The sequence below is a fragment of the Flavobacterium sp. CAN_S2 genome (genome assembly GCF_015752255.1).
GTDB lineage: Bacteria > Bacteroidota > Bacteroidia > Flavobacteriales > Flavobacteriaceae > Flavobacterium.
The window spans coordinates 310,002-333,534 of sequence record NZ_JADOVA010000004.1 but is presented as its reverse complement, the minus strand read 5'-3'; the positions used below and the strand labels follow the sequence as shown (position 1 = coordinate 333,534).

Below are 23,533 nucleotides of genomic sequence, written 5' to 3'. Positions count from 1 at the left end.
AAACCAAATCCATTAACTTATGAAAAGTAAAATTATTTATTTTCTGTTTTTCTTCTTTCCAATACTGATGATGACAGCTCAGGAAGGCGGAATTAAAGGAACGGTAATTTCGTCTGATGACGGAATGCCACTTCCAGGAGCTACTGTACTTATTTCTGGAACTTCCATAAGTACAACCACTGATTTAGATGGAAATTTTTCTTTCCAGAATGTAAATTCAGATGCTACAATTGTAGTTTCTTTTATTGGATATGCATCGCAATCGATTGTGGTAAAAGGGCAAAAAGCATTCAATATAAGCTTGCAAGTTGATGACAATAAACTGAATGAAGTTGTTGTTACGGGATATTCCAAACAAAAGAAAAGTGACATAACCGGAGCTGTTGCTGTTGTAGACATGAAAGATCTAATGAAACAGCCAGAACCGAATCCTATCAAAGCTTTACAAGGAAGAATTGCAGGGGTTAAAGTATCTTCTGATGGTTCTCCAAGTGGAGGAAATACTAAAGTGGTTATTCGTGGAGTGGGAACCCTGAATAATACGGATCCTCTTTATGTAATTGATGGAATGCCAACAAAATCAGGAATGCATGAATTGAATCCGAATGATATTGAAACGATTCAGGTTTTAAAAGATGCTTCGTCAGCGAGTATTTATGGATCGAGAGCCTCAAACGGAGTGATTATCATTACTACCAAAAAAGGGAAAGCGGGTAAAATGAGAATTAATTTCAGCACCTATTCTTCTTTTTCTGATTATTCAAGAAAGCTTGATGTTATGAACGCCAATCAATTCGGTCAGGCATTATGGCAGGCAAATATCAATGACGGACTTAATCCGAACAATAATAATTTACGCTATCAATTTGACTGGACGGTAAATAATAACAAACCACAATTAAATAAAGTTTTGGTTCCTGAATATTTAGATGCAGATCAGACTCTGAAAGCTTCAAATACAGACTGGTACGATGAAATTTCGCAAATAGGAATAGCCAATTCGTATGATTTGTCAGTTTCAAATGCATCAGACAAAGGCAATTATGTTTTTTCGTTGGGATATTATGGCAATGAAGGTGTTGTGAAAACAACTGATTTCGAAAGAATTTCTGCCAGAATGAATAGTTCATATAAATATTTTGACGGTAAATTGGTTATTGGTGAAAATTTTAGTTTCAACCGTACTAATGAAGTTTCAGATCCTGGTGTTTTAGATCCTGCACTTCGGGCTCTGCCAATAATTCCGGTACGTACCGTTGACGGAAAAGGCTGGGGAGGTCCAGTAGGAGGAATGAATGACAGACAGAATCCAGTTCGTTTATTAGAATATAATAAAGACAATAAATATGATTATTTACGTCTTTTTGGAAATATGTACGCTGATTTAGAGCTTGTTAAGAGCCTTCATATCAAAAGTAGTTTTGGTCTTGATTACGGATTTTACAAAAAACGCACCTTACAAAGAAGTTATAAATCAGGTTACCTTCAAAATGATCAAAATTCAGTAACCATTGATCAGTCGCAAAGCGATAAATGGACATGGACAAATACAGCTATTTACAGCCTGAATTTCGGAAAAAGCAATTTAAACCTAATGGCAGGAACAGAAATGTATAAAGATGTTTTTGAGACAAATTCCTTACGCAAAAACGACTTTTTAATAGAAACGCCTGATTACATGTATCCGGATGCAGGAACGGGAGAATCTTTTACAAGCGGCACTTCAACCAACTATTCCCTGCTTTCTTATTTCGGCAAAGCAGATTATGAGTTCGATAACAGGTATTTGCTTTCGGCTACAATTCGTCGCGATGGTTCTTCACGTTTTGGTAAAAACAATCAATACGGAACTTTTCCAGCGGTGTCAGCGGGATGGAGAATCAGCAATGAAAATTTCATAAAAGACAAAGCACCTGTTATTTCTGATTTAAAATTAAGAGCTGGTTGGGGACAAACAGGAAACCAAGAAATTAGTAATACCGCGGTTTACTCACTTTATTTAGCTAGTTATGCTGGCGGAAATCCTACATGGAACACTTCTTTCGGAACAGCTTACGATATTGCTGGAAACGGAAATGGTTTACTGCCATCAGGTTTTATAGCTACACAATCAGGAAACGATGATTTAAAATGGGAAACAACTACACAAACTAATGTTGGTTTAGATTTTGGATTATACAAACAAAAATTAAGCGGATCTGTTGATTATTACATCAAAAAAACAGAAGATATCTTGGTTTTACCACCCTATTTAGGAGTGATTGGCGAAGGAGGAAACCGTTGGGTGAATGGTGCGTCGATGGAAAATGAGGGATGGGAAGTTTCTTTAGGATACCGCGATGAAACTTCATTTGGTTTGAAATATGATATTTCTGCGAATGTTTCGGCAAACAAAAATAAAATTACAGCATTACCTGATGAAGTTAGAAATAATTATGGAGGAAATGGAGTTGATGATAATATTTTAGGGCGCCCTATTAACTCGATGTACGGTTATGTTACTGACGGATTGTTTAAAAGTCAGGACGAAGTTGATAACTCAGCCAATCAGGATGGAAAAGGTCTTGGAAGAATCCGTTACAAAGATTTAAATGGTGATGGAACTATTACTGACAAAGACCGAACTTGGATAGGGAATCCAAATGCAGGTTTGCTTTACGGATTTAACTTAAACTTATCGTATAAAAACTTCGATTTTAATACTTTCTGGGAAGGTGTAAATGATGTTGATGTAATTAATAATACAAAATATCAAACTGATTTTTGGAGTGTTGATGATGTTGGGTCTAATAAAGGAACCCGTTTGCTGAATGCCTGGTCTGTGGATAATCCAAATTCAACCATTCCGGCTTTGACAACTGTTGACAGAAATGCGGAATCAAGATTTTCTACTTATTATGTAGAAAACGGAAACTATCTTAAACTTCGTGTGCTGCAAGTGGGATACAGTCTGCCAAAAGATGTATTGAAAAAGACGAGTATCGAAAGTTTTAGATTTTACATCAGTGGACAAAATTTATTGATTATTAATGCTAAAAATTTCACTGGTGTAGATCCTGAAAATGCTGGATTTGGATATCCGCAGCCAACGACTTTTACAGCTGGGCTTAATTTAACATTATAATAAAAGATTAAATAGAAAAAACATGAAAAAAATAATATATATAGCAGGGTTTTTAGTGATGGGAATCATCTCTTCCTGTTCTGATTTTTTGGAAACTAACCCGCGTGGCGTATTATCTGAGGATGATATTGTTACACCAGAATCAGTAGAAGGATTTATGAATGCTGCCTACGCACAATTAGGGAATGATCACTATGATTCGCCTTACAGTTTGTGGCCTTTTGGAAATGTTCGTTCTGACGATGCTTATAAAGGAGGAAGCGGAACAAATGATATTCAGAATTTTCACTTTTTTGAAGTATCGAATAATATCAGACCTGATTTTGGTGAACTAGACAATTTTTGGTATATCAGTTATGTTGGAGTTTCCAGAGCGAACAAGGCTTTGAAAGCTTTGGAGCAAATTTCGGAAGCCGATTATCCGTTGAAAAAAAGACGTATTGCCGAAATGCGTTTTTTGAGAGGACATTTTTATTTTATGCTGAAAATTATGTTCCGAAATGTACCATACATTACAGAAGATATTCCTGTTGAAGATTATAAAACGATTTCAAATACTGCAATTCCAAACGAAGAACTTTGGAATAAAATTGCAGCAGATTTTCAGGCAGCAGCCAATGATTTACCTGAAACACAGCCACAAGTTGGGCGTGCTACACAAAAAGCAGCTTATGCATACTTAGCCAAAACACGTTTGTATCAGGCTTATACACAAGACGAAACATATGATGTTATAGGAATCAATACGCAGCATCTTCAAGAGGTAATTACTGCAACAGATAAAGTAATTGGAAAAGCATCTTTGGAACCTGATTTTGCCAATAACTTTTTGCCAGGAACTTTTGAAAACGGTTCAGAATCAATTTTTTCTATTCAATTTTCAGATAACGATGGGACTTTATACGGGAGGTTAAATTTTTCGGATGTTCTTTCTACTCCTCAAGGATTGGGATGCTGCGATTTTCATAAGCCAAGCCAAAACTTAGTAAATGCTTTTAAAACAAGCGCTAATGGTTTGCCAGAATTCGACACTTATAACAATCAGGATTTTGATTATAAAAATATAGATGCCAATACTGTTGATCCGAGATTGTATCATACAGTTGCAATGCCAGGTTTGCCATACAAATACGATCCAGAATATTTATATGTTGAAGCATGGGTAAGATCTCCGGGAACCTATGGTTATTTTGCTTCTTTAAAGGAAAATGTAGCGCCAAGCTGCAGCTGTGTTGTAAATATTGATCCCTTTTATGGAAATTCAAAAAACAGAATACAAATTCGTTATGCCGATGTGATTTTGATGCGTGCTGAAGCTTTGATTGAATTAGGAAGACAAGCCGAAGCTTTACCGTTAATCAATCAAATTAGAGAGAGAGCGGCTCAAAGTACAGGAAGACTTCCGTATGTGAGTAACTTTAAAATCAATACTTATGTTGATGGAGTTAACTGCAATTGGACAAAAGATTTTGCCCGTAAAGCATTGCGCTGGGAACGCCGTTTAGAATTGGCTATGGAAGGAAGCCGCTTTTTTGATCTGGTTCGCTGGGGAGTTACTGATGAAGTTATGAATGCGTTTTATGATAAAGAAAAAACAAAACGCAGCTATTATCAAGATGCTTTTTTTGATGCACGTAAAGAAGAGTATTGTCCGATTCCGTTAAAACAGATTAATTTTAGTCAGGGATTATATAAACAAAATCTAGGGTACTAATCCATTTACAAACAGCAATATGAAAAAATTTATATATAAAATCTGGACACAGGCGTCTTTGATATTGGCATTGCTTTTCATGGCAACAGCTTGCGAAGACAGTTTCGAAAATGGTGGTTTTGATGTCAATTCATCTTCTAATGTTATTTCTTTTAATCTAAAGGGAACAGCAGGAGAAATTGATCAGAAAACAGGGAAAATTAATGTGACGATGTCTTACGGATCCGATATTACAGCTGTAATTCCTGAAATTGTTTTGGAAGCAGGCGCAACATCGAATCTTGATTTAACAACTCCCATCAACTTTACAACTCCGGTAAAGTTTAGAGTGATAAACGGTAATTTATATAAAGATTATACTATAACTGTGGCCGTTTTGAGTCCAATTAAGAGTTTTAAAATTAATGGAGTACCAGCAGTTATCAACGATGTCAGCAAAACGATAACTATGACTTTACCGGAAAATACTAATTTAACAGCACTGAAACCCGTAATCGAATTAACGGATGGTGTATCTATTTCGCCTACTTCAGGAGCAACGGTTGATTTTACAAATCCGGTAACTTTCTTGGTAACGTCTAATGGAAAAAGTGTCAATTATACTGCTAATGTAGGAGTGCCAGTTACAGGTTTAGTAGTTGCCTTTTTGGGAACTGCTGCAACAAGAGCCGAAATAACAAATATGGATGAAATTACAGCTTCAAACTGGCTGTTTGAAAATTTCACAGGAGCCAAATATATTTCTTTCGATAGTGTTTTAAACGGTGCCGATTTAAGTGATGTCGATGTGATTTGGTGGCATTTTGATTCGGCTGCTAATTTGCCTTCTGTGGCATACAATCCTGTGGTAACAACGGCACTTAAAAGTTTTAGAACTAATAAAGGTAATTTATTGTTAACTTCATTTGCTTCTCAATATGTTGATGCTTTAGGAATTGTTCCTTCAGGAAAAGGACCTAATAATGTTTTTGGAGATTTTCTTCCTAACGGATTTGTAGATGGAAATTCATGGGGGATGTCATTTGTAGGACATGAAAATCACCCAATATTTGAGGGCTTGGTGACTTACGAAGCAGGAAAAGCTAATTTACTGCAAAGCGGTACTTTTAGATTAAATCACACTGCTTGGTGGTTTTTACCGGAATGGGGTGGCTACGGAAACGGTGAAGGCTGGAGAAATCAAACCGGAGGAACAAACTTAGCCAGCGAAGCTTGGGATAATGCTCTTGACGGAAGAGTTACCATTGCTGAGTTCCCGAACACAGGAACCGATAAAAATGTAGTAGTGATTTCGATGGGAGCTTATGATTGGTATAACGAAGCTAATAGTAGTGGCGTACCAAGTCAAGCAAATGAGTTTATAGGTAATATCAAACTTATGACACAAAACAGCATCAATTATTTAGCTGAGAATTAATCTAATTTGAAAACAATAAAAATGAAATATAGAAACATAATAATACTGACTTCCATTTTCTTTTCAGCAGTTTCCTGCAGTCAGGAAGAAACGTATATTGGAGGTTCCATTTCAGGTGGTGAGTCAGAAATGACAAGTGTTTATCCCGCACCGCCTTCACAATGGATGGGCGGAACAGATCCATATTACAGTGCAGGCTATACAGGGGATATTATGCCTTTTTTTGACAACGGAAAATTCCATATCTATTTTCTTCATGATGCCCAGAATAAACCTGCGGGCAAGGGTTTTCATGATATCCATAAATATTTAAGTACTGATTTGGCTCATTTTACTTATGAAGGACAAATGATCCCATTCGGAAAAACTACTGATTCTGATTTTGCCATTGGCACAGGGTCAGTTGTAAAAGTGGGGAATCTTTATTACTTCTATTATACTGGTCACAATGGAACTACTGCTTTTGTGCAGTCAAATGCTAGAGAAAGCGTTTTGTGTGCTACTAGTTCTGATTTGAATAATTGGACAAAAGTTGCTTCTTTCAAGGTTACAGCGCCAGCGGGTTATTATAATTATGATTTTAGAGATCCTCATGTGTTTTATAACGATGAATTAAAGAAATATTCGATGTTAGTAAGCACACAAACGGAACCTGGCAGAAAAGCGGTTTTACTGCATTTTACAAGTGCTGATCCAGCTTCAGGTAAATGGGATGTACAAGCTCCAATTTATACTACAACTCCTGAAGAAAATTATTTGATGATGGAATGTGCTGATATTTTTAAAATGGGTAATTATTGGTATTTGATGTTTTCAGAAAACTGGAGCGGTAGTAAAGGAACGCATTACCGAATGGCAGCATCGATTAACGGACCTTGGTTGAAACCAGAAAATGATATGATTGACGGTGAATATTTTTATGCAGGAAAAACAGCTTCTGACGGAAATAAAAGATATGTTTTTGGCTGGAATGCCAGAAAAACACCTGAAAATGATTTAGGAAATAAAGATTGGGCAGGAAATATGGTTACTCATCAGTTAGTACAAAATTCTGATGGAACTTTAGGAACTCAGGCATTGCAGTCAGTAAAAGATTTGTTTTCTAAAAAGACTGCTATTGCAGAGGTTGATGAAACGTCAGGAAGTGCTACTGCAAACAATGGAACTTATACTTTGTCAGGTTCAACAGAAAAAGCCATGATAACATTTAAACCTCTTGGAAAAAAAGCAAAAATAAATGCAGAAGTTACATTAGGTAAAACAAATGGAACAGCTGGATTTGTTTTTCATACCAATGATACTGGAAGTTATTTCAAAATTGTTTTTGATATTGCAAAGGGTAAAGTTATAGGCTATAATTCGGCTTCCCAGGAAACTACCCGAATTCCATTTAAATTTCAAACGAGTACCAAATATGATGTTGAAATAATTACTGAAGGAAGCTTAGTTGTACTTTACATTAATGGAAAAGTAGCTTTAACCAATCGCATTTATGCAAGAGATAAAAATAGATGGGGATTGATTGCTGAAGGACAAAATGCTATAATTACAAATCTTCAGGTTACACAGCCTGAATAACATTACTTTAAAATATTTTTAGAATGGATAACGGAAAAAAACTTAATGCAGTGGCCTACGGAGAGGTACTTTGGGATGTTTTTGCCAATGAAAAAAAGATTGGTGGCGCACCGCTAAATGTTGCTTTGCGCATGAAAACATTAGGTTGCGAAGTGGCTATGATCAGCTGCGTAGGAAATGATGAGAATGGAGAAGCAATTATCAGTCATGTAAAAAGCTTAGGACTTGAAACAGATGCTATTATTAAATCAGAAGATTTTCCCACTGGTTTGGTAAATGTTACCTTAAACGAGCGTGGTTCGGCAAGTTATGAAATTAGTTATCCATCGGCTTGGGATAAAATTGTATTGAATGATTTGGCAAGAAATTCAGTTAACAATGCTGACGTTTTAATTTATGGCAGTTTAGTTTGCAGAGATCAGGTTTCAAGACAAGCACTGGAAGAATTGCTGGAACTAAAAATCTATAAGGTTTTTGATGTTAATTTGAGAAAACCTCATTATTCGTATGAAATGCTGGAACAATTAATGCACTCGGCTGATTTTATAAAGTTTAATGATGAGGAATTGTTAGAAATTACCGCAGCCATGGAGTCTCCGTTTACCAGTTTGGAAGACAATATGAACTTCGTGGCAGAAAGAACCAAAGTAAAGGCTATTTGCGTAACAAGAGGGAAACACGGGGCTTTGTTAATGTGGGAAGGTCAACTCTATGAAAATGAAGGATATCATGTTGAAGTCGCTGATACAGTAGGAGCAGGTGACTCGTTTTTAGCGTCATTAATGACATCATTACTTACTGGAATAGCTCCACAAACAGCTATTGATTTTGCTTGTGCAGTAGGAGCATTAGTAGCTGAAGCTCCCGGGGCTAATCCCGAGATTTCGAATTCTAGAATTGAAAGTTTAATGATAAGGTAAAAGTGTCGTCCTCAAAAATATTTTAAAATAGCCCATTTTTATGGGCTTTTTTAAAATATTTAGAAAACACTTAGGATTCTTTGGTGGTTTATATGAAACTTTTCTCGAACTACTTCATGAAGGAAGTGAATATTTTAGGTTTAAAATAATGACATAGCTCTTTTGGAATAAATCACAGGTTGCTACAGTAAAGTAAACTTAGAAGCTAAAATAAGAATCCAAAATTTAGTGTTTCCAGAAGGATTGTCCATTAGGGCAGAAAATAGGGAATATCTAACCAAAAAAGTTAATGGAGTTTTTGGTATGGTGACAGTAATGACAGTACTTAACGAAGGTGTTAAAAATGAAAAAAACCACCAATAAAATTGATGGTTTTTTCTTAGTAGCGGGAACAGAACTCTAAACAGAGGAAACTACTAAACTTTATTTCAAAGAAAGTTTCTTCAAATCCTGCAAAAAATGGTTCGTAAGCAGGCTCGTAAGGACCACCATAAATTTACAAACCTCCGAAATCATTTGATTTTGGAGGTTTTTTTGGGTTCAAAAATTGCGTTCATTTTTATGTACGCATTGCCATCTATCACTTTTACTAAGATTTATGATTCGAACACCTTAAGAGTAATGCTTGCGAAGAATTTAAATTTTAATTTTTATTCCAGCATTAATTACAAATCCATCCAATGGCGCATATATATCTTTGAAAACAGGATTTGAAATTGTTCCTGTGTATATGCTTCCGAATTTTGTTTGTCTAGTATCAGTAAAATTTTCAAAATTGGCATAAACTGAAATGTTTTCCCAAATTTTTTCAACCATAAAGCCAAATATCCAGTAATCTTTTCCAATTGTCCCATCACTTAATTTCTGAGAACTATAATAATAAGCCTCTAAACCAGCTTTCCATTTTTCTTCGACTTCATACATCAAGACATTATTCAATCTGTGTTTTGCTGTCAAAGGATTTTCGGATTTTATTCCTCTATTATCAATAGAAGCATCCGTGTAAGTATAACCCAGAAATAATTTAAAATCTTTATATCCTAATTTTACATTCGTTTCGGTTCCTTTTGTGTCTAAATAGCCATTAATGTTTACAAACTGATACACATTATTAGGGAGAGGATTTAATATCAGCGGATTATCAACATTTGTGTAAAAGAATAATTGATTTAATGATAATGAAACATCTTGGGTAATTTTAGTTTTATAGTTTATGTCAAAGTTAACACCGTAACTTTTTTCAAGTTTATTGAAATCACTATTGATTGGCATTACATTTCGGTATTGGATGCGCTCACTTTCTTCCGTAAAAATAGTCGGCGTTTTATAGCCTAATCCACCACCAATTCGAGAAGTAAGTTTAGAATTTACTTTGAATAAAGCTGAAAGTTTCGGTAAAAAAGAAAATCCATAATCCACTACATAGTCGCCTCTAAGGCCGGTTTCAATATCTAACCAGTTTTTAACTTTCACTATATTCTGAATAAACGCACCGTACGTAATCTGGTTATAATTCCTTAGCGGAAAAGCAGTTTGACTTTTTTCATTAAAGTTTTCAGTATATAAATTTCCACCAGCAATCCATTCTGCAAGATCACCGTTTTTTGAATAGGTGATTTCAGAAAAAGTACTGTTTTGTAAACCGTCAAAAATGTAATCCGGAATTGTTATGACACGACTGAAATTATTGAAACTGTTTTTGATAGTTACCGATTCTTTCTCATTGAATTTATGTGTTAGCGCAAATTGTGTGCTTATTCTCTGTGTTTTATTTCTTTCGAAATAACTGCCTTGATATTTACTTTCATCTTTGATATAATCAATGTTTCCGCCGATGCGATTTTCAAAAACAGTATTGATGCCAAAATTAAGTTTAGTCTTTTCATTAAAATTGACAAACAGTTTTGGAGTAAAATTAAAACGTTCAAACTTTGGAATAGCAGTAAGCACTATATTTGCTGGATCATATGGCGCATTTCGATTATGAGAAGCAAAAACAGTCAATCCGATTTTTTTAAACTGCTGCGAATAAAAGCCATTTATATCGAAGCCGAGAGCAGAGGTTCCATTAATTAAAAATCGTAATTCTCTTTCCTCAGTTGGTGTTTTAGAAACAAGATTGACTAAGCCCGCAATAGCTCCGCCTCCATATAGTGTAGAAGCAGAACCTTTGATTATTTCAACTTGTTTTAAATCTAGTGGGGGAGTCTGAAGTAATCCCAATCCGCTTGAAGCGCCTGAATAGATTGGTAAACCATCCTTTAAGATTTGAGTGTATCGTCCATCCAGTCCCTGAATCCTGATAGAAGAGTTGCCAGAAGTTGCTGAGGTTTGCTGGGTTTGAATTCCTGTACTTTCGTTAAGCATCATACGAATATCGCCTAGTTTCATATTTGCTTTTTCTTCAAGTTCTTCCCCCGCAATAAATTCAACCCTGGTTGGAGTATTGCTAATTGTTCTTGTTCCTCTGGTTGAAGTAACAATGATCTCCTCCATTTCTTCAGCTTCGCTTTCCAATGTGATCTCTATAAAGATAGAATTAGGTACTTTAAAAAATGTCTTTTTTGGAGTGTAACCTTCCATAGATATGGACAATGTATAATCTCCATTCTGAAGATTCTCAATAAGAATGTTTCCATCAGTATCAGAAATGAAGACTGAATTAGTTTCTTCAATCTTTGCTGATGCACCTTTTATTAGTTCATTTGTTGCTGCATCCTTAAGATGAATTTTGATTTTATTCTGTGCTTGAACAGTGCCAATAAATGCTATTGCCACAATCAATAAAATATATTTAAACATTTATGATTTCTTAATATTAATAAATACAAAAAGCTTGCATAATAGTAATTATGCAAGTAAAAAATGATTTTACAATTATTAAGAAACTTTAGGGGGCTGCCAAATTTTACAAAGGAAATAAGAATCAACAATTTGATGGTATGATAGTGTTTTTGATACTTCATCTGGAATAAAATCTATTTTCTCAGCACAAAATATAGAGTTCAAGCTTATGGTAAATCCTACACAGCTACCGCAAGAATAAAAAGGAGAGCATTTTCCATTACAATCCATACCACAGTCAAGCGAATCATTTTCGCAGTCTTTCTCAACTAGACATTCCGAATGTTTAGCAAATACATTGCATGGTACTGTTGAAAGAAACAGTACAATAAAAGACAATATTGTTACTAATATTTTCACTAAACAAATTTAGATATAAAATTTAAAAGTGGCTTATTTAAAACAAGTTTCTTCAAATCCTGAATAAAATGATTCGTATACTGGTTCTTAAGGACCACCATAATTTACAAACCTCCAAAGTCATTTGATTTTGCAGGTTTTTTTTTGGTTCGAAAAATTGACAGATATTTATTAAAATCTCTCAACACCATTGATTAATATAATGTCAGGTTCGAACTGCGTAAGGTTCAAAGACATAATCCAATAACAATAATAGTTTTTTACCCCTACTTTTTTTTCGCTTTTTAGGATTTATTCTTAATTAAGAATTAATTATCAAGCAGACAAATGACAAAAACGGTTTTTCCATCGTCATTTTTATATGCCAAATAACCACTGTGAGCCTCTACAATGCTCTTAGACAAAGTCAAGCCAATTCCCGCACCTTCTTTGCGAGTGGTGAAAAATGGCAAGAATATTTTACTTTCTATTTCTTTTTCGATGCCTTTTCCAGTATCGGTAATCATGATAAAAATTCTCTTTTCTTTGACTTCTGCCGATATAATAATCTGTTTTTTTTCTGCACTTGACAAAGCATAAATGCAATTCGTAAAAAGATTAATCAATACTTGCTCCATCTGTTGCGGATCAATATTGAGTCTTCGGTCGAAAGTAATCGTGTTTATGACTTCTATTTGTTCTTTTTTAAACAAAGGATTCATGATTTGACAACTGTTTTCAATTAACTTTGACAATTCAATAACTTCTTTTTTGGGAGAAGGCAACATGGCCAGTTTTCGGTAACTTTCTACAAATTGTTGTAAATGGTCGCTTCGTCTCAACATTGTAGCAACACTGCTTTTCATGTCGTCCAAATCTTCTGCCGCAATGGTTTCTTGCTGAACTATGCCCTGTAAATTCTGGGACAGTGAGCGAATTGGAGTTATCGAATTCAAAAGTTCATGCGAGATTACTTTCATCAAATTGATCCAAGCCTCTTTCTCTTTTTTTTCAATTACATTTTGAATTGAATCCAGTAAAACAATAAAATAATGTTGTTTATAAATTTCACTACTCGAAGTCTGCATCACAAATGTTTGCGTGTCTTGCTGATTGACACGAATCTCTAATGATGTTTTAATTTCCTGAAAATCCTGTTTCTCGATAATTTCACATAACGCAGGCAAATGATTTTTTAGATACTTCCATTTGGAGACTTTTGGCACATCAAAATGTTTAGCAAAAAAATCATTCATCAAAAAAATGTTCCAGTCATTTCCTTCCTTTTGCAAGATGATAATTCCTGTTTCGATAGTATTTAAAATAGAACGGTAGACAATATCTTTTGAAACCTGCTCGTTTTCTTTATTTTTTAGCGTTTCGTACAGCTTGAACAAACTAGAATAATTTTGATACGATTTATGTTTCGAAAAATCCGATGTAAAATCATTTTGTAAAATAGAGGTGATCGTTCTATCATAAATCAAAAAGGCTTTTTTGATATAAAAATACATTTCGACTAAGAGCAGAAAAAGTACAAGAAGCCCAAAAAGTGCTGAAAAAAGTAATCCTTTTTGAAAAATAAATATGGAAATTCCAGAAAGGCAAAGAAAAAAAATTAATCTAAGAAAAAGGAGCTGGTATATTTTTAAGGATGTAAACATATTAGTTGATGTTATATTTTTCTAAGCGTCGGTATAATGCTCCTCTGGATAATCCTAGTTCTTCGGCAGTTTTGCTAATATTGTTGTTATTTTTCAACAGGATTTTCTCAATAGCCGTTTTTTCTATTGCCGAAAGTTGAATATCATCTTGATTGTCTTCGAAAGTTGTGATTTGCTCTAAATCTAAATCCGAAACGCTAATGTAATTGTTCTCACAAAGAATCACGGCACGCTCTACTCGGTTTTCCATTTCCCGAATGTTTCCGTTCCAAGAATGCTTTATTATTTGTTCCAATGCTTTTTCGTCAAAAATAATTTCGTCACGTCCATATTTTATGATCATTTTTTGCAAAAGATAATATGCCAAAGGAATTTTATCTTCGTCTCGTTCTCTTAATGGGGGCAAAACTATTTCCATAGTGTTGATGCGATAATATAAATCTTCACGGAAGTTTTTATCCATAACTTCTTGTTTTAGATTCAGATTAGTAGCTGTGATTATGCGAACATTTAAAGGCCTTGCTTTTGATTCTCCTAATCGGGTTACCATTTTGGTTTGAATTATCTGCAAGAGTTTAGATTGTAAATGCAATGGAACATTTCCTATTTCATCTAAAAAAATAGTGCCGTTTTGAGCCATTTCAAAACGTCCTGGAGTATCAACTTTTGCGTCTGTAAAAGCGCCCTTAGCATAGCCAAATAATTCACTTTCAAAAATATTGGAGTTCAACGAGCCCAAATCAACGTGAATAAAAGGATTATTTTTCCGTTCTGATTGGCGGTAAATATGATGAGATAATACAAATTTACCGGTTCCGTTCTCGCCTAGGATTAAAACATTGGCATCGGTTTTTGCCACTTTATCTGCCAATGAATATGCCTTTTTTATAACTTCCGAATTACCAACGAAAAATTCGTCTACAATCTCGATAGCATTTAATTTCTTGTGCTCTTTTCGGCTTTTATCGACACCTTGCTTTACAACGCTAAGTAATTTTTCGTTTTCCCAAGGTTTTAAAATATAATCAAAAGCACCTGCTTTTAAACCTTCCACGGCCGTTTCAACCTTTCCAAAAGCAGTCATCAAAATGACTACAGTCTTTGGTGAAAGCGTTTTTATTTCTCTTAATAAATACAAACCTTCTTTTCCATCCTCAAAACCTATTTTGTAATTCATGTCGAGCAAAACCACATCTATTGTGTTTCTTGCTAATAATTCAACCACATTTTTCGGGTTATTGAGCGTATAAATGTTTTCAAAATGCTTTTTAAGGAGCATTTTTGAAGCAAAAAGAATGTCTTCTTGGTCGTCTATGACTAAAATTGAGGCGTTGGTCTTTTTCATTCTAACGTAATATCTGTGTTTTTTTATTCAGAAAATGGAATCATTGTTCGGTTTCGGACAAATAGTGTCCAATTATGGACACCATGTAAATTTTATTATAATTAAAAACATAATAGTAAGATTGTTACGATTTTTAATTTTATGGTACGATTATCCTAATAGACTATACAAATAATAAACAATGGACACCAAAATCGTACGTAAAACTAACAAAAATAAGTATCTTTTAATTGCTTTGCCAATTATCTTACTCTTCGGGTATTTTGTCTTTTCATCTGCTACCAAAAAAAGAAGTTTGAACGTAAAAAAAGTTGAAATTACAATTAGGACCGTTGAAAATAATTTTTTCGAAGATTTTATGTCCTTTCAGGCAAAAGTAGTTCCTTTAAATTCAATGTTAGTTAATATTATAGAAGGGGGAGCCATTCAGGAAATATTTGTCGAAAACGGCGATATGGTTGTAAAAGGTCAACCGTTAACACGCTTATATAATCCTAATGCAGAACTGGCGTACATGCAACAAGAAACGGCCATTATTGAACAAATTAATAATTTGAATAAAGGCAAACTCGATTTAAGAAATCAGGAACTGAATTTAGAAAAAGACTTGATCGGAATAGAGCACGATTATCTTGACGCTAAAAACTTATTCGAATTGAACCAAAAACTTTTTGACAAAGAAATCCTTTCTAAAAATGAATGGGAAAAGACCCAAGAAAATTATCGTTTTCAAAAAGAACGTATGAACATCATCAAAAAAAGTGTCAAAAAAGAAAAATTAGCAAATCAAGTCCAGATAGGACAACTGAATCAATCCATTGGTTTCATGAATAAAAGTTTGGATATTTTGAGAATGAATAAAAAGAATTTCCTTATCACAGCACCAATTTCTGGAAGACTTTCTTCCTTTGAACCTATACTCGGGAAAACCTATGTGCAAAATACAAGTATTGGTTCTATTGATGACAGGAAAGGCTATAAATTGATGGCCGATATCGATGAATTTTATTTGGATAAAATTGAAGAGCAACAAAAAGGAACAATAGATTTTGAAAACAAATCCATCGTAGTTAAAATAACTAAAGTGATTCCTGAAATTAAAAACGGAAGGTTTCAAGTCGAATTGGATTTTGTTTCTTCTGAAAAATTAGATTTAAAGCAGGGATTGAGTTTTGGCGTAAAATTAAACCAATCAGAAAAAACCAAGACGGTAGTAGTTTCTAAAGGAAGCTTTAACGAAGAAACCAGCGGGAAATGGATTTTTGTAGTCAATGGCAACAGAGCAGAAAGAAAAGCAATTAAATTGGGTCGAGAAAATCCATTATATTATGAAATACTCGGCGGATTGAAAGCAGGCGAAAAAGTAATTACCTCATCGTATAAAGACTATAAAGAAGTCGAAGTTTTGAATTTAGAATAAGAAATAATAGTAAATAATTATATAAAAATATCATCAATCAAAAAACGAACAATAGTATGATTCAAATTAAAAATCTTTCAAAAGTATTTAGAACCGAAGAAGTGGAAACAATGGCATTGAGTGAAGTTTCACTTACCATAAATCAAGGTGATTTTGTTTCAATTATGGGGCCTTCGGGAAGTGGAAAGTCAACTTTATTGAATATTGTTGGATTGCTAGACAGCGCATCAACCGGAAGTTATCAGTTGCTCAATCAAGAAATGATTGGGCTGAAAGAGAAAGAAAAATCGAAAGCCAGAAAAGAAAATATTGGTTTTATTTTTCAGAATTTCAACCTGATAGACGAATTATCAGTTTATGATAATATTGAATTGCCATTAATTTACAATAAAGTTCCATCCTCTGAAAGAAAGACAAAAGTAGAAGCAATAGCTGATAAATTAGGAATTTCCCACCGATTGAAACATTATCCGCAGCAACTTTCCGGAGGACAGCAGCAGCGTGTGGCTGTGGCAAGAGCCTTGATTAACGACCCAAAAATCATTCTTGCCGATGAGCCTACAGGAAATCTGGACAGTAAAAACGGAAACGAAGTAATGGAACTTTTAACTGATTTACATGCGAATGGCGCCACAATCCTGATGGTGACGCACTCTGATTATGATGCTTCTTTCTCTCAAAAAACCATTCTTATGAAAGATGGAGTTGTCATTTCTGAAAAAGTAAATAAAAGAAATGTAGATGTTTTTAAAGTATAAAAATGATAACCATTCTCATATCAATCATCACAATCATTTTTGAGTTGCTTTGCAAAATACTTTTGTAAACTTCTTGAACCTCTTACATCAATCAAAATTAAATCAATCAAAAAGTTATGATACTCAACTGGATTAAAATATTTATTTACCACTTAAAGCAAAACAAATTGTTTTCTTTTCTCAACGTTTTAGGTTTGAGCATTGGTATTGCAGGATTGATTTTCGCCATTTTATATTGGAATGACGAACATAGTTATGATAAATGGAATCCTGAAAAGGATAACGTTTACATGGTTATAAATACTTTGAACAATAATAAATGGCCTTATACAGTTGCTCCCATAGGACAATATCTAAAAAATGATCCTAATGTAGAAAGTTTCAACTACAGTTATAATTGGTATGATTCAGATTTATTTAGCTATAACGGGAAAAAGCAAAAAATAGCGAAAGGATTTAATACTCAAAATAAATTTTTCGATTATTTCCCCTTTCCTTTTATTTTCGGAATTGCTAAAAATGCTTTAAAAGATGATTCTTCTATTGCAATTTCTGAGAAGATTTATAATACTTTTTTTAACAAAGAAAATCCAATTGGTAAGCAAATAAAATTTGGAGAAAACTTTTATACCGTTAGTGGTGTTTATAAAAATGAAATGAAAAGTTCTATTGCTCCTGATGTTGTGTTGACAGATAACTTTAAAAAAGTTATAACACAGAGTTTAGACCAATGGGAGTCTTTTAATTTTTGTTTGCTTATAAAACTTAAGGATAACTCAAAAAAAGAGTTAGTTGAGCGAAAAATTGAGCAACTTTTTATAGATAATGTTATTAAACCCGAAGCCAAAGAAGCCAATATTAGTTTAGAACAGCAAATAAAAGAACATGGGATAGTTGCTATTAATTTAGAACCGCTAAAAGATGCTCGTCTCAATTCTTCATTAATAGGAGGTTGGGGCTATCCAGAAGGAGTGGGGAATTATCAATATTTAATCATAATGGCAGGATTGTCTATTTTAATAATGATTCTTTCCATTATTAATTATATCAATTTAGCTACTGCCAGTGCGATCAAGAGAGCGAAAGAGGTAGGAGTGCGCAAAGTACTGGGTGCAAGCAAAAGGAATATCACATTTCAATTTATCTCAGAAACACTAGTAATTGTTCTCCTTTCTATTCTTTTCGCATTAGTAATTGTCGAGATTTCATTGCCTTATTATAATGAACTTTTAGATAAGGATTTAAAAATTTATGGTAGTCAATTCTATTTACAATTGCTATTTATTTTCGGAATAGTGGTTTTATTAGGGGGATTTTTCCCAGCGCTATATATTTCAAGTTTTGAAGCACAAAAAGTCTTAAAAGGTAATTTTAACAGAAGTAAGACTGGAATTTGGTTGCGCAACAGTATGTTGGTTTTTCAATTTGCTATAGCTGTTTTTTTTATTATCGGCACAACGATTGTCTACCAACAGGTAAACTACTTAACCAAAAAAAACCTTGGTTTTAAAGGTGATCAAGTTATAGAAATTGATTTTCTGAAAAAATTTGACAAACAATCTGATGCAAGTTATAAGAAGGATTTTTTTCAAAATTATTTGGCAGTAAAAGATAGAATGAGCAGAATGAAAGGCGTTAATCAAGTGGCTACGGCAAATTTCTCTTTTGGAAATGGTGCACGTTCTTCTAGTGATTATACTTTTCAAAACGCTCGCATTCAAGGGCTGAACATGGCTGTTGATTTTGGGATGATGGAAATGATGAATATCAAGTTATTAGAAGGAAGGTATTTCAATTCTAAATACGCTTCAGACACTATTAATAATATAATGGTTAATGAAACAGCTGTGAAAATATTAGGAATCAAACAGCCAGTAGGAAAAGAAATTGTTTCTGGTGACGGTGAGAAATTCAAAATAATCAGCGTTGTAAAAGACTTCAATTTAAGAGGACCTCAAGAGAAAAACTCACCAATGGTGTTTACGCATTTAAAGACAATGCCATTGATGTTGCAAGGTGTAAATTCAATTTTTGTAAAAGTAAAGGGAGAAAATATTGAAGAAACGATGAGCGATATTGAACAATTTTGGAAGACTAAAGTTGATACCGAATATACGTTCTCGTATGAGTTTGTAAATAAAAAATACGCACGATCTTTTAAAGAATATGCAAAACAAAAAAATCTATTCTCAATCCTGAATGTGGTGGTTGTTCTTATTGCCATTTTCGGTCTGTTTGCTCTAGCATCGTTCTCTATGGAGCGAAGATTACGAGAAATCGCTATTCGAAAAACCTTGGGTGCCGAAACCAATCTTTTACTCAAAGAATTATCAAAGCAATATATCGTTTTTTGTGCAGTAGGTTTTGTCATTGGGGTTGTTCCAGCCTACTTATTATTAGAAAAATGGCTCGAAAATTTTGCGTACCGAATTACAATTCAAATTTTTCCTTTTGCAATTGCTTTTCTGTCTTTACTGCTCTTAACATTAATAATTGTTTTGGCAAAAGCTTGGCAAGTAACCAGAATGGATGTTTTAAAATATTTAAAATACGAATAATTAAAAAGATTTATACCCTTTTATAACTAACCAAAACCCGAATAATGTTATTAAACTATATAAAAATATTCCTCTATCATTTAAAGCAAAACAAACTGTTTTCATTTCTTAATGTTTTTGGACTAGCCATAGGAATTGCAGGATTGATTTTCGCTCTACTATATTGGAACGACGAACAAAGTTATGATGCTTGGAATCCCGAAAAAGACAATGTGTATCAGGTTTTAGTACAGTTAACAGGAATGCCAGTTTTTTCAGATTGTGCTTTATTCCTAAAACCTATTTTAGATAAAGATACTAATGTAGAAAAGGTAGTTTATGCTGACAGCTGGTATCAAAAGGATAAAATTATCTACAAAGGCAAGAAAGAAATAATTGATAAAATTATTAATGTTGAGCCTGATTTCTTTTCTCTTTTTCCATTTGAAATTATTAAGGGAGATGTGGTTTCGGTATTAAAATATGATTCAAATGTTGCTATTTCAGATGTGATTGCTAAACGAGTTTTTGGTAACGAAAATCCGATTGGTAAACAAATAACATGTTTGGATCAAATGTTTATAGTGCGCGCTTTGTATCATATTCCAGGGAACTCTTCAATTGCTCCAGATGTTATAATGAATAAAATGACGCAGTTCAAAAGTGAAAATATGACAGGACCTTTTATATTCAAGTTACTTCTTAAAATTAAAGATCCATCAAAAATTGAGAATACTCGAAAGAGTTTAGAGAAAACTTACAACCAAGATTTTGTTCGGAGAATTGCCAAGGAAGAAGGTTTTACTTTAGAAGAAATGGCTAAGAAAATGGGTCATTTTAATGTAGTTATAGAGCCACTTTCAAAAGCGAGATTACATTCTATTACAGATGGATATCCAGAAGGTAGAGGAAATTATCAGTTTTTGTTGATTATGGTTGGGTTATCTGTTTTAATTCTCATTCTTTCGATTGTAAATTATATCAATTTGGCTACAGCGAATGCGGTTAAACGTGCTAAAGAAGTCGGTGTTCGTAAAGTTGTGGGGGCTTCAAAAGGTACTATTGTTATTCAATTTATTTTTGAAACTGCTCTAATAAGTTTGTTTTCGATTTTATTAGCATTAGTCATTGTTGAGTTGACTTTGCCGTCTTACAATGATTTTTTAAATAAGAGTTTACGAATAATTGGTAGTCAGTTTTATCTTCAATTAATTCTGATTTTCTGTATTACAGTTTTGGTAGCAGGAATACTTCCAGCCGTTTACGTTGCTAATTTCGAAACTTTAAAAGTTCTCAAAGGCAATTTTGGAAGAAGTAAAAACGGAATCTGGTTGCGTAACGGAATGTTGATTTTCCAGTTTACAGTGGCTACTTTCTTTATTGTTGGTTCTTATATTGTGTATCAGCAAATCGATTATCTAACCAATAAAGATTTAGGTTTTAAAGGAGATCAAGTGATTGAAATTAATTTGAATTTTCCGGATTCGGATTATGAACTGGAAAACGTAGGGCAAAATATCTACAACAAATACAGTACAATAAAACAAGAACTGGCTAAAATAAAAGGTGTAGAACAAGCTTCTACAGGATTGATTTCATTTGATGGTTCAGATGATTCATTAGGAGGTGTATTGTACAATGATGAACTTTTTAAAGCAAGAACAATTGCAGTTGATTTTGGTATGTTCGAAATGATGAAAATAGAAGTAGTTAAAGGAAGGTCTCTTGATCAGAAACATGCTTCGGATACCATTACTTCTGTGGTGATTAATGAAACAGCACAAAAGTTGATGAACATGAAAGAGCCTATAGGAAAAGAACTAATTATCAAAGAACGAAAATTAAAAATCATAGGAGTTGTAAAAGATTTTAATTTATTAAGTCCTGAAGTTGAGGTGTCAGGAATGTATTTCTATCATCTTAAAACGGTAGATATTGCTCAAAATATCAATAAGGTTTTCGTAAAACTAAAATCGGATAATATTGAAAATACAATTACCGATATCGAAAAATTATGGGCAAAAATGGATACTGAGTATCCTTTTAAATATGATTTTGTCGATAAACAATATGCAAGAACTTATGAATTGTATGTCAAACAAAAGAATCTTTTTTCATTGTTAAATATTGTTGTAATTGGTATTGCGCTTTTCGGGTTATTCGCCTTGGCTTCGTATTCAATTCAAAGACGGATGAAAGAAATCGCCATCCGGAAAACTTTGGGTGCAGAAACAAATACTTTGTTGTTAGAATTATCCAAACAGTATATTTTGTATTGCACTATCGGGTTTTTAGTCGCTTTGTTTCCCGTGTATTATTTGATGAACAAATGGCTCGAGAATTTTGCCTTTAGGATTGACATGACGGTATTTCCATTTGTGTTTGGGTTCATCATTTTGTTACTTCTAACGCTTGTGATAGTACTTTCAAAAGCCTTTCAAGCAACAAAAATAGATGTTTTAAAATATTTAAAATATGAATAAGAATTCAATTTTTACGGTAGTCTTTTTTTTAATTTTTGCTTTAGGAAGTGCTCAGGAAAATTCTTGGACGCTTACTAAATGCATGGAAACAGCTTTACAAAATAATATCAAAATAAAAATCAGACAACTTGAAATAAAAAAGACAGAAAAGTCCCAAAACTCAGTTTTGAATCGAATGTTACCCACTATTAATTTATATGGTGAACAAGGCTATAATTTTGGTTCTACCATTGATCCTTCGACTAATGGAAGAGTAAGTTCCAATATTCAAAATGATAATTTCTATCTGAATGCAAGAACGAATTTAATAGATTTCAGTGCTTTTGCGAATGCTCAAAAAGATAAAATCAATATTAAGCAAGCTAAAGCCGAAAAAGAAGTAGTAGAAAATGAATATAAATTGCAGATTTTGGAAAGCTATTATCAAGTACTTTACGCACAGGAATTATTGAAAATTCAAAAAGAACAACTCAAGCAGGCTTCATTCAACTCAGACAGGATAACTAAAGAAGTTGCCATTGGAAGTAAACCTCAAAGCGATTTGTATGACATGCAATTGAGTTTTTCGACAGAAGAAATCCGAAATCAAGAAACAGAACAATTGTATGCTATTAAAAAGACTGAATTGTTCCAGTTGATGAATATTGTGGATGTGGCGACAGATGAAGTAGTATTAGAACCATATTTAAATGAGGCTGCTAAAGATTTTGATAATGAGCTGTATAATCCTAAAATTAAACTTGCCGAGCTCAATTATCAAAACAGTTTGCAGTTGATCCGTTTAGAAAGAGCCGTCAATTATCCGATACTGTCAGCGTATTATGGATATTCTACTTTTTATTATAAAAATATAAAACAAGCAAATGCCAACACAGATTCTTTTTTCAATCAATTAGAAGATAATAAAAGCCAACAAGTTGGTATGCAATTGAGCGTTCCAATTTTCAATGGTTTTAGGAATAATAAAAAAATCAGTGCATCAAAAATAGTAGGTGATAAGGCTAAACTATTCGTAGAACAGGAAAAACAACTGTTAGACAAACAAGTTGTAATGGAAGAACAAAATAAAAGGAATTATTCGCAACTTCACCATAAATTGATGGAGAAGCAAAAGTTTGCCAAAGCTTCCTTAGCTACTACGGAAGCTAAATTTATAAACGGTAAAGTGGAAGCTATTTTATATTCCTCAGTGAAAAATCAGTCACTTTCAGCTGATTTTGAAGTGTTGAAAAATAATCTTCAATTACAATACATTGACTTGAAAATAAATTTGTTAAAAAAGAATCAGTTGTAAAAATAAAGAATAAAATTTAAAAGAATTTATAATCTAAAATAGTAACGATAACTTCTTCAAATCCTGCATGAAATGGTTCGTAAACAGTTCCGGAAG

At 33.4% G+C, this 23,533-nt stretch carries 13 protein-coding genes; 10 read left to right on the top strand and 3 right to left on the bottom strand.

What is annotated here, in order from left to right; all coding sequences use genetic code 11:
• The first annotated feature begins 19 nt into the window (after positions 1-19).
• From IWX80_RS13190 to IWX80_RS13170, 5 genes are read left to right on the top strand one after another with little or no spacing between them, the layout of a single operon-like run.
• A complete protein-coding gene (locus tag IWX80_RS13190) occupies positions 20-3,124 on the top strand; it encodes a SusC/RagA family TonB-linked outer membrane protein (RefSeq protein WP_196853833.1) in 3,105 nt (1,034 codons plus the stop codon).
• Positions 3,125-3,146: 22 nt separating this feature from the next.
• On the top strand, positions 3,147-4,838 hold the full coding sequence (locus tag IWX80_RS13185) for a RagB/SusD family nutrient uptake outer membrane protein (RefSeq protein ID WP_196853832.1): 1,692 nt from the start codon (positions 3,147-3,149) through the stop codon (positions 4,836-4,838).
• Between the two features lie 19 nt (positions 4,839-4,857).
• A complete protein-coding gene (locus IWX80_RS13180; RefSeq protein WP_196853831.1) occupies positions 4,858-6,255 on the top strand; it encodes a DUF4960 domain-containing protein in 1,398 nt (465 codons plus the stop codon).
• A gap of 21 nt (positions 6,256-6,276) precedes the next feature.
• The gene (locus tag IWX80_RS13175; protein ID WP_196853830.1) at positions 6,277-7,833 is read left to right on the top strand and encodes a glycoside hydrolase domain-containing protein; all 1,557 of its coding nucleotides are present in this window, start codon (positions 6,277-6,279) and stop codon (positions 7,831-7,833) included.
• A gap of 23 nt (positions 7,834-7,856) precedes the next feature.
• On the top strand, positions 7,857-8,753 hold the full coding sequence (locus IWX80_RS13170; protein ID WP_196853829.1) for a carbohydrate kinase family protein: 897 nt from the start codon (positions 7,857-7,859) through the stop codon (positions 8,751-8,753).
• Positions 8,754-9,389: 636 nt separating this feature from the next.
• Here the strand turns inward: IWX80_RS13170 and IWX80_RS13165 are convergent.
• The 3 genes from IWX80_RS13165 to IWX80_RS13155 form a co-directional block, all read right to left on the bottom strand.
• The gene (locus IWX80_RS13165; RefSeq protein WP_196853828.1) at positions 9,390-11,555 is read right to left on the bottom strand and encodes a TonB-dependent receptor; all 2,166 of its coding nucleotides are present in this window, start codon (positions 11,553-11,555) and stop codon (positions 9,390-9,392) included.
• Positions 11,556-12,265: 710 nt separating this feature from the next.
• Positions 12,266-13,423: a sensor histidine kinase gene (locus tag IWX80_RS13160; protein ID WP_334682359.1), complete on the bottom strand. Its 1,158-nt coding sequence runs from the start codon at positions 13,421-13,423 to the stop codon at positions 12,266-12,268.
• A 178-nt stretch (positions 13,424-13,601) separates the two neighbouring features.
• Positions 13,602-14,945, bottom strand: coding sequence for a sigma-54-dependent transcriptional regulator (locus IWX80_RS13155; protein ID WP_196853826.1), 1,344 nt, complete (start codon positions 14,943-14,945; stop codon positions 13,602-13,604).
• A gap of 181 nt (positions 14,946-15,126) precedes the next feature.
• Here IWX80_RS13155 and IWX80_RS13150 point away from each other — a divergent pair, with 181 nt between their 5' ends.
• The 5 genes from IWX80_RS13150 to IWX80_RS13130 all read left to right on the top strand — a co-directional run bounded on the left by IWX80_RS13150 (position 15,127) and on the right by IWX80_RS13130 (position 23,437).
• A complete protein-coding gene (locus IWX80_RS13150; RefSeq protein ID WP_196853825.1) occupies positions 15,127-16,365 on the top strand; it encodes an efflux RND transporter periplasmic adaptor subunit in 1,239 nt (412 codons plus the stop codon).
• 56 nt (positions 16,366-16,421) lie between these two features.
• Complete coding sequence (locus IWX80_RS13145; protein ID WP_196853824.1) at positions 16,422-17,123, top strand: ABC transporter ATP-binding protein; 702 nt, start codon at positions 16,422-16,424, stop codon at positions 17,121-17,123.
• Between the two features lie 116 nt (positions 17,124-17,239).
• A complete protein-coding gene (locus IWX80_RS13140) occupies positions 17,240-19,681 on the top strand; it encodes an ABC transporter permease (RefSeq protein ID WP_196853823.1) in 2,442 nt (813 codons plus the stop codon).
• 44 nt (positions 19,682-19,725) lie between these two features.
• Entirely contained in the window at positions 19,726-22,143 is a 2,418-nt protein-coding gene (locus tag IWX80_RS13135; RefSeq protein ID WP_196853822.1) for an ABC transporter permease, read from the top strand.
• Positions 22,136-23,437: a TolC family protein gene (locus IWX80_RS13130; RefSeq protein ID WP_196853821.1), complete on the top strand. Its 1,302-nt coding sequence runs from the start codon at positions 22,136-22,138 to the stop codon at positions 23,435-23,437. The genes IWX80_RS13135 and IWX80_RS13130 overlap by 8 nt, the downstream gene beginning before the upstream one ends.
• Positions 23,438-23,533 lie beyond the last annotated feature (96 nt).

Bases quoted from the DNA above. Each gene is read 5' to 3' on its own strand.
- IWX80_RS13190 (WP_196853833.1), top strand. From the start codon at position 20: ATGAAAAGTAAAATTATTTATTTTCTGTTTTTCTTCTTTCCAATACTG.
- IWX80_RS13185 (WP_196853832.1), top strand. From the start codon at position 3,147: ATGAAAAAAATAATATATATAGCAGGGTTTTTAGTGATGGGAATCATC.
- IWX80_RS13180 (WP_196853831.1), top strand. From the start codon at position 4,858: ATGAAAAAATTTATATATAAAATCTGGACACAGGCGTCTTTGATATTG.
- IWX80_RS13175 (WP_196853830.1), top strand. From the start codon at position 6,277: ATGAAATATAGAAACATAATAATACTGACTTCCATTTTCTTTTCAGCA.
- IWX80_RS13170 (WP_196853829.1), top strand. From the start codon at position 7,857: ATGGATAACGGAAAAAAACTTAATGCAGTGGCCTACGGAGAGGTACTT.
- IWX80_RS13165 (WP_196853828.1), bottom strand. From the start codon at position 11,555: ATGTTTAAATATATTTTATTGATTGTGGCAATAGCATTTATTGGCACT.
- IWX80_RS13155 (WP_196853826.1), bottom strand. From the start codon at position 14,945: ATGAAAAAGACCAACGCCTCAATTTTAGTCATAGACGACCAAGAAGAC.
- IWX80_RS13150 (WP_196853825.1), top strand. From the start codon at position 15,127: ATGGACACCAAAATCGTACGTAAAACTAACAAAAATAAGTATCTTTTA.
- IWX80_RS13145 (WP_196853824.1), top strand. From the start codon at position 16,422: ATGATTCAAATTAAAAATCTTTCAAAAGTATTTAGAACCGAAGAAGTG.
- IWX80_RS13140 (WP_196853823.1), top strand. From the start codon at position 17,240: ATGATACTCAACTGGATTAAAATATTTATTTACCACTTAAAGCAAAAC.
- IWX80_RS13135 (WP_196853822.1), top strand. From the start codon at position 19,726: ATGTTATTAAACTATATAAAAATATTCCTCTATCATTTAAAGCAAAAC.
- IWX80_RS13130 (WP_196853821.1), top strand. From the start codon at position 22,136: ATGAATAAGAATTCAATTTTTACGGTAGTCTTTTTTTTAATTTTTGCT.